Annotated in this window: 5 protein-coding genes; all 5 read left to right on the plus strand. The window is 68.6% G+C overall.

Features of this window, described 5'->3' with window-relative positions; genetic code table 11:
* Positions 1 to 135: 135 nt before the first annotated feature.
* The 5 genes from ABE571_RS10700 to gspG all read left to right on the plus strand — a co-directional run bounded on the left by ABE571_RS10700 (position 136) and on the right by gspG (position 13,314).
* Positions 136 to 7,707, plus strand: coding sequence for an ESPR-type extended signal peptide-containing protein (locus ABE571_RS10700; protein ID WP_346493687.1), 7,572 nt, complete (start codon positions 136 to 138; stop codon positions 7,705 to 7,707).
* Positions 7,708 to 7,868: 161 nt separating this feature from the next.
* A complete protein-coding gene (locus ABE571_RS10705) occupies positions 7,869 to 9,722 on the plus strand; it encodes a S8 family peptidase (protein WP_313209240.1) in 1,854 nt (617 codons plus the stop codon).
* A 126-nt stretch (positions 9,723 to 9,848) separates the two neighbouring features.
* Positions 9,849 to 11,576 (plus strand): type II secretion system ATPase GspE, encoded by a 1,728-nt coding sequence (gene gspE / locus ABE571_RS10710; RefSeq protein ID WP_313209242.1) that lies wholly within the window; start codon positions 9,849 to 9,851, stop codon positions 11,574 to 11,576.
* A 37-nt stretch (positions 11,577 to 11,613) separates the two neighbouring features.
* Positions 11,614 to 12,834 (plus strand): type II secretion system F family protein, encoded by a 1,221-nt coding sequence (locus ABE571_RS10715; protein WP_346493730.1) that lies wholly within the window; start codon positions 11,614 to 11,616, stop codon positions 12,832 to 12,834.
* 48 nt (positions 12,835 to 12,882) lie between these two features.
* Positions 12,883 to 13,314, plus strand: a complete 432-nt coding sequence (gene gspG, locus ABE571_RS10720) for a type II secretion system major pseudopilin GspG (protein WP_346493688.1) — start codon at positions 12,883 to 12,885, stop codon at positions 13,312 to 13,314.
* Positions 13,315 to 13,320: the final 6 nt, after the last annotated feature.

Raw genomic sequence — 13,320 nt, forward strand, 5'->3', positions numbered from 1 at the left:
ACGCTGTAGGTATCTGCCAGCCATTGCGCACAACGCAGTAAATCAAGCGAAAAAACGCCCCCAGGGGACGTTGGACCACGCGGTCCGGCGTTGGCGTCGCTTTGCCTAAAACCAGCCTAATCAGGAGCCGCATCGATGAATCGGATTTATCGCAAGGTCTGGAACAAAGCACTGGGGCAGATGGTCGTCGCCTCGGAATTGGCCAGCAGCCAGTCCTCGGGTGTCGTCATCGATCAACGCCGAACCGCTGGCGGACGCAACACCGCACTGCTCTCGGCCGCCATCGCGCTGACGCTTGGATTGGGCGTGGCAGGCGCCACGCAGACAGCGCACGCGCAGTCGGTGGAAGTGGGCGGGAATGCGAACTGCGTGGTCTTGAACAGCAAGGTCATCGACAGCTGCGTGGTCGATGGCAACGCCACGGCCTCGGGCACCAACGCGGTCGCCATCGGCAGCAACAGCACCGCCTCCGGCGCCAACAGCGTGGCGCTCGGCGCCGGCTCGAAAACCAACCGCGCCAACACCGTGTCGGTCGGTGATGCCGGCAAGGAGCGCCAGGTCACCAACGTCGCCGCCGGCACCGCCGCTACGGATGCGGTGAACAAGGCGCAGCTGGACAAGGTTGCGGTCGCCGCCGAAGGCGCGACCCGCTATTTCAAGGCCGATGGTGACGGCACCGACGCCGATGCGGCGAAGATCGATGGCGAGGGTGCACTGGCCGCAGGTGCCAGCGCCAACGCCGATGGCGACGGCGCAACGGCCCTGGGCAACAGCAGTCAGGCCATCGGCAATGCCACCACTGCCGTTGGCAGCCAGGCACTCGCGGTTGGCCTCGGCGCAAGTTCGTTCGGCCAGGGCAGCATGGCCTTCGGTGATGCCAGCATCGCGCTCGGCCAGAGCGCCGCAGCGTTTGGTCTGGGCGATGTCGCCCTGGGCGCATCAGCGGTAGCGGCCAGCGAAAACGGTGCGGCAACGGCGATCGGTGGTCTGGCCGAAGCCAGCGCCGATGGTGCGACCGCGATCGGTGGTGGTGCACTGGCCATCGGGCCGGGCAGCACCTCGCTGGGCCGCGGTGCGGCCAGCGCGGGCGAAGCCTCGGTGGCGGTGGGTGCGTTCAGCGTCGCGGTCGCGGATTTCAGCGCGACGCTCGGCGCGAATTCGGCCGCGGTTGCAGTGGGTAGCGTGGCACTCGGTGCCGGCTCGTATGCCGATCGCGTCGACACGGTGTCGGTCGGCAATGCGGACAACGGCCTGCGTCGCCAGATCACCAATCTGGCCGATGGCACCGAAGACAGCGATGCGGTGAACAAGGCGCAGCTCGATGAGGTCGGCGCGGTCGCCGCGAACACGAGCAGGTATTTCCAGGCCACCGGCAGCAGCGACAGCGATGCCGGTGCGTTTGCAGCAGGCGACAACGCGACCGCGATCGGCGAGGCGTCCAACGCGCTGGCCAACGGCGCGACCGCGCTCGGCAGCGGCGCCACCGTCACCGCGCAGAACGCGACGGCCGTCGGCTACAACGCCAGCGCTACCGGTCAGAACAGCGCAGCCTTCGGCACCAACGCGCAGGCCAACGGACCGGGCAGCGTGGCCGTGGGCGGGGCAGCGGTGGATGCCGATGGCAACCCGCTGATCACCAATGGGGGCGTGCCGGTCGATACCGGTGCAACCAGCGCCGGCGTGGGCGGCACGGCAGTGGGCGCGAGTGCGGAAGCCGCAGGCTTCGCGTCGTCGTCGTACGGCGTGGGTGCTTACGCATCCGGTGCACAGGCCTCGGCGTTCGGCGCGGTCTCCAATGCCACCGGCGACTACGCGACGGCGGTCGGTACGCAGAGCGTAGCGACCGGCAACAGCAGTACCGCCATTGGCGGTCCGGCGGATCTGCTGCCGGGGTTGGGCTTCTTCGTGCAGACCCAGGCCAGTGGCGAAGCCGCTACGGCGGTGGGTGCCGGCGCGATCGCCAGTGGTGATTACGCCGTGGCCAACGGCACGTTGAGCGAAGCCTCGGGCACTGAAGCCACGGCAGTGGGCTACTTTGCCTACGCGCCGGGCGAGGGCGCCACCGCACTCGGCGCGGAGACCTGGGCCAGCGGTGAGCTGAGCACCGCCGTCGGTTTCTACAGCACTGCGCGAGGCGCGAACAGCGTCGCGCTGGGTGCCAACTCCACCGCCACCCGAACCAACACGGTCTCGGTGGGTGACGTCGGCAATGAGCGCCAGATCACCAGCGTCGCGGCCGGTACCGAAGCCACAGACGCGGTCAACAAGGCGCAGCTCGATGCGGTTGCGACGTCGGCCTCGGCGACCTCGGCGCAGTTCAAGGCGAACGGTGCGGCCAGCGGTGCGGTCGGTGCATTCGCCGATGGCGAGGATGCGCTGGCGGCCGGTGAGGCCAGCAATGCGCTGGGCGCCGGGGCAACGGCGGTCGGTGGTGGTGCGACCGCGGTCGGCGATGACACCGTCGCGCTGGGCCGCAATAGCAGCGCCACCGGCAACGGCAGCGTGGCCATTGGTGGCCTCGGCCAGGCGTATGACGAGTACAACCAGCCGCTGGTGGATGACCAGGGCAATGCGATCCTGATCGGTGCCACCGCGGCGCCGGACAGCGTGGCGGTCGGTGCCGGTGCACAGGCCACCGGCACCACCAGCAACGCGTTCGGCAGTGGCGCACAGGCCACCGGCAGCAACAGCCTGGCCAGTGGCTACAAGGCACGCGCCACCGGCGATTACAGTGTGGCGCAGGGCGACAACGCCTTTGCCAGCGGTGAAGAAACCACGGCAACCGGCGCATATGCGTGGGCCACTGCGGATGGCGCCACCGCCTTCGGTTCCAGTGCGTGGGCCACCGAAGCCAACGCCACGGCGGTGGGTCAGTCGGCGTGGGCCAGCGGTACCGGGTCCACCTCGATCGGCTACAACAGCTGGGCGCGCGGCAGTAGTTCCACCGCGCTTGGCCGCGGTGCCTTCGGCTACGGCGACAACAGCGTCGCCGTCGGCTTCCAGGCGCTCGGCAACAGCATCAACAGCATCGCCATCGGCACCAACGTGGTGGCCGGCGGTGAAAGCGCGATCGGTATCGGTGCGGGCAGCAATGCCAGCGCGTCCAATACCGTGGCGCTCGGCGCCGGTTCCGTCGCCGACCGTGCCTACACCGTCTCGGTTGGCAACGATGGCCGGCAGCGCCAGATCACCCAGGTTGCCGCCGGTACCGAGGGCAGCGATGCCGTCAATCTGGATCAGCTGACCGCCGCGACGGACCAGTTCCAGGCCAGCGGTGACGGTGTTGCCGTCGCAGGTGGCGAGGAGAGCGTGGCCGCCGGTGCGAACGCGGCGACCGATGGCGACTACGCGACGGCCATCGGCTCGAGCAGCTTCGCGGCCGGCACCGGTGCATCGGCGATCGGCAGCGGCGCCTTCGCCTTGGCGGACAATGCCAGTGCAGTAGGCTTCAATGCCGTCGCCAGCGGTGCCAATGCAACCGCAACCGGTGCCAACGCGCAGTCGACCGCCGAGTACGCGACGGCGACGGGTGCAGAGAGTCTGGCCTCCGGCGAGCAGAGCACCGCGACGGGTGCGGCCAGCGTCGCCTCCGGCGCCGGCAGTCTGGCCGGTGGTGCGCTGTCCGATGCAGCCGGTGAGGAATCGGTGGCGTTGGGTTACTTCAGCAGCGCCAGCGGTGATGGTGCGACCGCCGTCGGTGCGGAAAGCGTGGTCAGCGGGACGCTCTCGGCCGGTTACGGGTTCGCCTCCGAAGCGACCGCCAGCTACACCACCGCGATCGGCGGCTATGCCGTGGCCTCGGCCTTCAACGCGACCGCGCTGGGCAGCTTCGCCCAGGCGACCGGCTCCAACAGCGTGGCCCTCGGCGGCGATGCCGAAGCCTCCGGTGCCTACAGCACCGCGACCGGCCAGGGCAGCCTGGCCAGCGGTACCAACAGCGTGGCCGTCGGTGGTGCGCTGTTCGGGCTGCTGCCTACGGAAGCCTCGGGCAATTACTCCACGGCTGTCGGCGGCGGTGCATGGTCACCGGGCGTGAACAGCACCGCGCTCGGCAATGCGGCTACGTCCAGCGGTGCGAACAGCGTGGCGCTCGGTGCGGACTCGATCGCCGATCGCGATGACAGCGTCTCGGTCGGCAGTGCCGACGCGCAGCGCCAGATCACCAACGTCGCGGCCGGTACCGATGGCACCGATGCGGTGAACGTGAATCAGTTGAATGCAGTCGCCGATGCGGCTGCGACGACCAGCAAGTACTTCCAGGCCAGCGGCAGCGATGACAGCGACGCCGGTGCCTACGTGGAAGGCGAGAATGCCTTGGCTGCCGGTGAGGCTTCCAATGCCATCGGCAACGGCGCCAGCGCGCTGGGCAGTGGTGCCACCGCCATCGCCGACAAGGCCACCGCAATTGGCTTCAACGCGTTGGCAAGCGCCGCAGGTGCCGCAGCACTGGGCAGTGACGCGCAGGCCACCGGCGAAGACAGTGTCGCCATCGGCAACGGTGCCGGCGCCAGCGAGATCGGCGCCACTGCCACCGGTGCAGGCGCGCAGGCCGCAGGGGCCTACGCCACGGCCACCGGCAGCCAGTCCACGGCGAGCGGCCAGCAGGCGACCGCCAATGGCTTCCGCGCCAGTGCGTCCGAAGCCGGCGCCTCGGCCTTCGGCAGCTACAGCGAAGCGACCGGCCAGCTCTCTTCTGCACTGGGCTATGGCGCGGTGGCCTCCAACGCTTACGCCGTCGCGGTCGGTGCGGCCTCGACCGCGTCCGGCTCGGGTGCGGTGGCGGTCGGTGAATACTCCGAAGCCACCGGCGATGAGAGCGTGGCGATCGGTGGCACGACCTTCTTCGGTCTGCTGCCGTCGCGTGCCTCGGGAACCGGTGCCTCGGCGTTCGGTGCAGGTGCCTGGGCGACCGATGACTACGCCACCGCGATCGGCTGGAACGCGTGGGCCGATGCAGGCAATGCCACCGCGCTGGGCGCCAGTGCCAGCGCAGAGGGCGTGAACAGCGTCGCGCTGGGTGCCGGGTCCGTCGCTGACCGCGACAATGCCGTCTCCGTCGGCACGGCCACCGCACAACGCCAGATCACCAACGTCGCCGCCGGTACCGAAGGCACTGACGCAGTGAATGTCGATCAGCTCAATGCGGTGGCCGATGTGGCCGAAACCACCAGCCGCTTCTTCCAGGCGTCGGGCAGCGGCAATGGCGACGACGTCGGCAGCTATGTCGACGGGGCGTATGCCACCGCCGCGGGTGAGGCCGCCAACGCGTTCGGCACCGGGGCCTCGGCCTATGGCAGCGGTTCGCTGGCCTCCGGCCGCAATGCCTCGGCATCGGGCTTCAACGCCTCGGCCACGGCCGACTCGGCGACCGCCATCGGTGGTGCGCTGTATTACGAAGATGAGAACGGCAACGTGCTGCTCGACAAGGCCACCAGCGCCAGCGCCGTCGGTGCCACCGCACTCGGTGCGGGGGCGCAGGCCGAAGGAAGCTTCAGCACCGCCACCGGTGCCGGTGCCACGGCGGCCGGGCTGCAGTCCGCGGCCTTCGGCTACAGCGCCGAAGCAGGCAGTGACTACAGCACGGCGGTCGGTACCTTCAGCGCGGCCAGTGGGGTACGCACCACGGCGCTGGGCTATGGGGCCGAGGCCAGTGGTGATTACGCCTCCGCACTGGGCTGGGGCAGTGCCGCGTCGGGCAGCTACGCCAATGCGATCGGCTACGCATCGCAGGCCAGTGGCGACAACAGCGTCGCGGCCGGTTCCAACGCCTGGGCCACCGCCGCACGCACCACCGCGGTGGGGCAGTTGGCATGGGCAACCTCGCAGGGCGCGACGGCCATCGGCCAGGACAGCTACGCCTACAGCGGCCTGAACGCCACGGCGGTCGGTACCAGTTCGTCGGCCAGTGGCGCAGGCAGCGTCGCGCTCGGCGCCGGTGCCCGCACCAGCGAGGCCAATGTGGTCTCGGTCGGCGGCGGCAATGGCACCACCGGCCCGGCCACGCGCCGCATCACCAATGTCGGTGACGCGGTCAATGCCAGTGACGCGGTGACCAAGTCGCAGCTCGATTCGGTCGCAGCCACCGCCGATGCGGTCGGCAAGCACTTCCAGGCCAGCGGCAGCGGGGTGGCCACGGCCAGCGGCAGTGATGCACTCGCCGCCGGTTCCGGTGCCACCGCCAGTGCGACACGCAGCAGTGCGCTGGGTACCGCGGCCGTCGCCTCGGCGACCGGGGCCACCGCGGTCGGTGCCGATGCCTCGGCACGCGGTGCCAACAGCACCGTGCTGGGCCGGCAGGCCTCGACCAATGCGACCAATGGCGTGGCGATCGGCAACGGTGCATTCGCCAGCAACGGGGCCAACAGCATCGCGATCGGTTCAGCGGCAGGTGTCTCCGGTGCCAACGCGGTGGCGCTGGGGTCCGGTTCGCGCGCGGTCGAAGCCAATGTGGTGTCGGTCGGTGGCGGCAACGGCACGGATGGCCCGGCCACGCGCCGCATCGTCAACGTCGGAGCTGGCCGCATTGCCGCGGGCAGCACCGATGCCGTGACCGGCGGCCAGCTCAACACCACCAACCAGCGCGTCGGCGCGGTGGAAACCCAGGTGGGTGATATCGACACCCGCATCGGCTCGGTCGAGAACGTCACCGCCAATGCGCTGACCTACGATGACAGCAGCCGCGACACGCTGACCCTGTCGGGTCTGCAGGGCACCACGCTGGACAACGTCGGCAGCGGTTCGATCGCGTCCGGCAGCCGCCAGGCGATCAACGGTGGGCAGTTGTTCCAATCGCTCACCGATGTCGCCACCTTCCTCGGTGGCGGCGCCAGCGTGGGCATGCAGGGCGTGTTCGTTGCGCCGAACTATGTGATCCAGGGCGCGACGTACAGCAACGTGGGCGATGCGCTGGGCGCGCTCGACCGCAAGGTCAGCGACCTCGATCAGCGCGTGGCGGGGGGCAGCAGTGGCGGTGCACGGGCACGCACCGCTGCGCTGGCAACGGCCAGCGTTGCACCGGAAGCCAGCGTGATGAGCGCCACCAGCGACGACGCCCTCGCCTCGGTGCAGGGCACGCCCACCGCCGCCAGCGTGGGCGGCAGCCAGCCGCTCAGTGCACCGGCCGCCGCACCGGCCGCCGTCAACGCGGTGGTGATGGGGGAGGGAGCAGTGGCCAGCGGGGCCTCGGCCACGGCCATCGGCCAGGGCGCGACCGCCTCGGCCGCCAACTCGGTGGCACTGGGCCAGGGCTCGGTCGCCGATCGGGCCGATACGGTCTCGGTCGGCAGCGTTGGCAACGAACGCCAGGTCGCCAACGTGGCGGCTGGCACGCAGGCCACCGATGCGGTCAACAAGGGCCAGCTGGACGGCGGCATCGCGACCGCCAACAGCTATACCGACCAGCGCTTCACCTCGATGGCCGACAGCTTCGACATCTACAAGGGCGAGATCGACCAGCGCCTGCGTCATCAGGACCGTCGTATTGATCGCCAGGGGGCGATGAGCGCGGCCATGCTCAACATGGCCACCAGCGCCGCCGGCGTGCGTACCCAGAACCGCGTCGGTGTTGGCGTCGGTTTCCAGGGCGGCGAATCGGCGCTGTCGCTGGGCTACCAGCGCGCGCTCAGTGATCGCGCCACGGTGACCCTGGGCGGTGCCTTCAGCAGTGATGACAGCTCGGTCGGCGTGGGCGCCGGCTTTGGCTGGTAAGCCGTTGGTTTCAATGCGGGGCCGTGCGCGGCCCCGTTGCAACGCAATGCAAGGCCTGAGGGGGCGGGTCACGGGAACCCTGGCCAGGGCCGGCCAGGGAGCTCGCATGGAGTGTTGGCCTGAACAGTCGTTTGATCCATGACCTTGAAGAGGACGTCAACGTGACCAGTAAGCAGAACCTTCGCATCAATGTGCTGGCAGCCGCCGTGCTGTCGTTGTCCGCAGGCGCCAGCGCCTATGCAGCGGGCCTGCCGGCCAAGGAGCCGGTGCGCCAGCCGGCTGCCGCCCAGGGCGCAGAGCGCATCATCGTCAAGTACCGCGCCGGCACCGCTGCGGCCACGGATCGTTCGGCCAAGCTGACGGCCGTGCAGTCGGCGGTCGCCCGCGCCAGTGTCGGTGGCTCCGCCGCCGGCCGTGCCAGTGCCGTGAACCCGCAGATCGTGCGCAAGCTCGGTGTCGGTGCCGATCTGATCCGCCTGCAGGGCCGCTTGAGCCCGGCCGAACTGCAGAAGGTGCTGGCCGAGATCAAGGCCGATCCCTCCGTGCAGTACGCCGAAGTGGACGTGAAGCTGCAGCGCACCGATGTGCGCCCGCGCGACGCGACCCCGCAGCTGGTGCCGAACGATCCGTACTACGCGCAGTACCAGTGGCATCTGAACAGCGCTACCGGCGGCATCAATGCGCCGGCAGCGTGGGACATCGCCCAGGGCGAAGGCGTGGTGGTGGCGGTGCTCGATACCGGCATCCTGCCGCAGCACCCGGATTTCTCCGGCAATCTGCTGGCCGGTTACGACTTCATCAGCGATGCGGAAACCTCGCGCCGACCGACCGACGAGCGCGTGCCGGGTGCGCTGGATTACGGTGATTGGGTAGAAAACGACAACGAGTGCTATGCCGGCTCGCTGGCCGATGACAGCTCCTGGCACGGTACCCACGTCGCGGGCACCATCGCCGAGTCCACCAACAACGGTGTGGGCATGGCGGGCGTTGCGTACAAGGCGCGCGTCCTGCCGGTCCGCGTCCTCGGCAAGTGCGGTGGCTACCTGTCCGACATCGCCGATGCGATCACCTGGGCCTCCGGTGGCACGGTGGCCGGGATCCCGGCCAACGCCAATCCGGCCGAGGTCATCAACATGAGCCTGGGCGGCGGCGGCGCGTGTGATGCGCTGTACCAGGATGCGATCAATGGCGCCGTGTCGCGCGGCACCACCGTGGTGGTCGCCGCCGGCAACTCGGCCTCCAACGCCTCCAATTTCCGTCCGGCCAGCTGCGCCAACGTGGTGGCGGTCGGCGCCACCCGCATCACCGGTGGGATCGCCTACTACTCCAACTTCGGCACCGTGGTGGACCTGTCCGGCCCGGGCGGCGGTGGCAGCGTGGACGGCAATCCGGGCGGCTACGTGTGGCAGTCCGGCTACAACGGCCTGACCACGCCGACCTCCGGTGCCTACAGCTACGTGGGCATGGCCGGCACCTCGATGGCCTCCCCGCATGTCGCGGCGGTGGCAGCGCTGGTGCAGGGCGCGGTCGCGGCGGCCGGCAAGGATCCACTCACTCCGGCTGCGCTGGAAGCCCTGCTCAAGCAGACCGCACGGGCCTTCCCGGTCACCATCCCGACCGCCACCCCGATCGGCACCGGCATCGTCGATGCCAAGGCCGCCCTGGACAAGGCGCTGGAAGAAGAGTGCACCGAGAACTGCGGCCCGGTGGCCACGCCGCTGACCAACAAGGTCGCCGTCGGTGGCCTGAGCGGCGCCGGTGGCAGCGAAGTGCTGTACAGCTTCGAGGCGCAGGCCGGCAAGGTGCTGAGCCTGCTCACCTACGGTGGCAGCGGCAATGTGTCGGTGTACGTGAGCCAGGGCAAGGAGCCGACCGCGACCGCGTTCGATGCCAAGTCCACGCGTCCGGGCAACAGTGAAACCGTGCGCTTCACCGCGCCGGTGGCCGGCACGTATTACATCAAGGTGGTCGGTGAGTCCGCGTTCAGCGGTGTGAGCATCCTCGCCAACCAGTAAGACCGGTAAAACCCCAACGGGAGTCCGTCATGTGACGGGCTCCCGTTTTTACATCTGGACCGTGTGCAATCCCGCGTACGATCGCGGTGAACTGCTAAAGTCGCAGCGGTTGCCAGGAGAAAGTGATTGAACGCGGTTGCCCAGGATCCCACTGCAGAAGCCACCGCCGAATCCCGCATCGTCGGGGTATTGCTGGAGAAAGGTCGGCTCAAGGACAGCGACCTGGCCCGCGCGCGTCCGCTGCACCGTGAGTCCGGCGGCAGCCTGCTCGGTCTGCTGGTGCGGCTGGGGCTGGTCTCCGAGCGGGACCATGCACAGACCTGTGCCGAGGTGCTCGGCCTGCCGTTGCTCGATGCCAAGGCCGTGCCGGAAGCGCCACCCGAAGCGCTGCTTGATGGCTTGCCGTTGACGCTGCGTTTCCTCAAACAATTCCATGTCTGTCCGCTGGTCCTCCAGGACGGCGTGCTCGACCTGTGGCTGTCCGATCCGCAGGACCCGTATGCGGCCGATGCGGTGCAGTTGGCGATGGGCCTGCCGGTGCGCCTGCACGTGGGCCTGCGCTCGGAGATCGACGATCTGATCGAGCGCTGGTTTGGCCAGGGCCGCAGCGCGATGGGCGCGATCATCGAGACCGCCGACGGGGAGGGCGCTGCGGTCGACGACATCGAACACCTGCGCGATCTGGCTTCCGAAGCGCCGGTGATCCGGCTGGTCAACCTGGTCATCCAGCGAGCGGTGGAACTGCGCGCCTCGGATATCCATATCGAACCGTTCGAGAATCGCCTGAAAGTGCGTTACCGCGTGGATGGCGTGCTGATCGAAGGGGAAAGCCCGCCGGTCAATCTCACGGCCGCGGTGATCAGCCGTATCAAGATCATGGCGCGGCTCAACATCGCCGAACGTCGCCTGCCGCAGGACGGCCGCATCATGTTGCGCGTGCAGGGCAAGGAGCTCGATCTGCGTGTCAGCAGCGTGCCCACCGCGCATGGCGAAAGCGTGGTGATGCGCCTGCTCGACCGCGATACGGTGGTGTTCGATTTCCATCGGCTGGGTTTCACCGAGGCATTCCTGCCGCAGTTCCGCAAGGTGCTCGAGCAGCCGCATGGCATCCTGCTGGTGACCGGCCCCACCGGCTCGGGCAAGACCACCACGCTGTACACCGCGCTGAGCCAGCTCAATACCGCCGACGTCAAGATCATCACTGTCGAAGATCCGGTCGAATACCAGATCGAAGGCATCAACCAGATCCAGGCCAAACCGCAGATCGGGTTGGATTTCGCCAATGCGCTGCGCAGCATCGTGCGCCAGGATCCGGACATCATCATGATTGGCGAAATGCGCGATCTGGAAACCGCCCGCATCGCGATCCAGTCCGCGCTCACCGGCCACCTGGTGCTCTCCACCCTGCACACCAACAATGCCGCCGGCGGCATCACCCGCCTGCTGGACATGGGCGTGGAAGATTATCTGCTGACCTCCACGATCAACGGCATCCTCGCCCAGCGCCTGGTGCGCCGGCTGGAGCCGCAGCATGCGCAGCGCTACCGTGCCTCACCGGAAGAGATCGACAAATTCGGCCTGCGCCGCCTGCAGCCGGAGGGGGAGATTTTCCTCTACCGTGCACAGCCCTCGGCGATCGCGCCCACCGGGTATCTCGGCCGCACCACCATCGTCGAGTTCCTGGTGATGAACGATGCGCTGCGCAGCGCGGTGATGCGTCGCGCCGGCATGGGTGAGATCGAACAGATCGCGCGCGCGGCCGGCATGCGCACCATGTATGAGGATGGCCTGTCCAAGGCCCTGCAGGGCCACACCACGCTGGAAGAAGTACTGCGCGTGACGGAGGAATCCTGATGCGTGCATGCGGTCGGCACCCGGTGGGCGGCTGAGCATGGCCCAGTACCGCTACAAGGCGCTCAACGCGCATGGCGAACTGTTCGAGGGCCAGATGGACGCGGCCAGCGAAGCCGAGGTGGCCGCGCGCCTGCAGGACCAGGGTCACATGCCGATGGAGGCGCGCCTGGCCAGCGAAGGTGTCGCGGGGGCGTCATCCTGGGCGGCGATGCTGCGTCGCAAACCGTTCGACGGCGGTGGGCTGGTGCAGTTCACCCAGCAACTGGCGACGCTGCTCGGTGCCGGGCAGCCACTGGACCGTGCGCTCAGCATCCTGCTGGAACTGCCTGAAGACGAGCGCACGCGCCGGGTGGTCACCGACATCCGCGACATCGTGCGCGGCGGTGCGCCGCTCTCCACCGCGCTGGAGCGCCAGCACGGGCTGTTCTCGCGGCTGTACATCAACATGGTGCGCGCCGGTGAAGCCGGTGGCAGCCTGCACGACACCCTGCAGCGGCTGTCGGATTACCTGGAGCGCAGCGCTGAGCTGAAAGGCCGCGTCATCAACGCGCTGATCTACCCGGCGATCCTGCTGGCGGTGGTCGGCGGTGCGCTGCTGTTCCTGCTGGGCTACGTGGTGCCGCAGTTCGCGCTGATGTACGAAAGCCTGGATGTCGCGCTGCCGTGGTTCACCCAGTGGGTGCTCACCGCCGGCCTGGTCGTGCGCGAAGGCTGGATCATCATGATCGTGGTACCGGCCGTGATCGCGCTGGTGGTGGAGCGGCGGCTGCGGCAACCGGCCACGCGCCTGGCCATGGATGGCTGGCTGCTGCAACGCAACGGCATCGGCCCGCTGCTGGCCAAGCTGGAAACCGCGCGCCTGGCCCGCACCCTGGGCACGTTGCTGCGCAACGGCGTGCCGCTGCTGTCCGGCCTGGGCATCGCGCGCAACGTGCTGAGCAACCGCGCGCTGGCCGCCGATGTCGATGCAGCCAGTGACGAGGTCAAGAACGGCAACGGCCTGTCGGCATCGTTGGCGCGCGGCAAACGCTTTCCGCGGCTGGCGCTGCAGATGATCCAGGTCGGCGAGGAATCCGGCGCGCTGGATACGATGCTGCTCAAGACCGCCGATACGTTCGAACAGGAAAGCGCGCGCGCGATCGACCGGTTGCTGTCGGCGCTGGTGCCGGTGATCACCCTGGTGCTGGCTTCGGTGGTCGGCCTGGTGATCGTGGCCGTGCTGGTGCCGTTGTACGACCTGACCAATGCCATCGGCTGACCGGCCGCTGGTGAATACCCCAACGATTCGATGCAAGGAGCCTGCCATATGCAACGCCGTCGCCTGACCCGCTTTTCTTCCGCGCGCCACCAGTCCGGCATGAGCCTGCTGGAGATCATCATCGTGATCGTGCTGATCGGTGCGGTGCTGACCCTGGTCGGCAGCCGCGTGCTCGGCGGCGCCGATCGTGGCAAGGCCAACATCGCCAAGGCACAGGTGCAGACCATGGGCGGCAAGATCGACAACTATCAGCTCGATACCGGCAAGCTGCCGGCCAAACTGGATGATCTGGTCACCCAGCCCAGCGGCAGCGCGGGTTGGCTCGGGCCGTACGCCAAGCCGGCCGACCTCAATGACCCGTGGGGTCATGCGTTGGAGTACCGCGTGCCGGGCGAAAGCCAGCCGTACGACCTGATCAGCCTGGGCAAGGACGGCAAGGTCGGTGGCAGCAGTTACGACGCGGACATCCGGTACGAGTAATCGGCA

It is taken from the genome of Stenotrophomonas sp. TWI273, assembly GCF_039674765.1.
In the GTDB taxonomy this organism is placed as follows: domain Bacteria; phylum Pseudomonadota; class Gammaproteobacteria; order Xanthomonadales; family Xanthomonadaceae; genus Stenotrophomonas.

Coding starts and splice junctions, on each gene's coding strand:
- ABE571_RS10700 (WP_346493687.1), top strand. CDS start 136: ATGAATCGGATTTATCGCAAGGTCTGGAACAAAGCACTGGGGCAGATG.
- ABE571_RS10715 (WP_346493730.1), top strand. CDS start 11,614: ATGGCCCAGTACCGCTACAAGGCGCTCAACGCGCATGGCGAACTGTTC.
- gspG (WP_346493688.1), top strand. CDS start 12,883: ATGCAACGCCGTCGCCTGACCCGCTTTTCTTCCGCGCGCCACCAGTCC.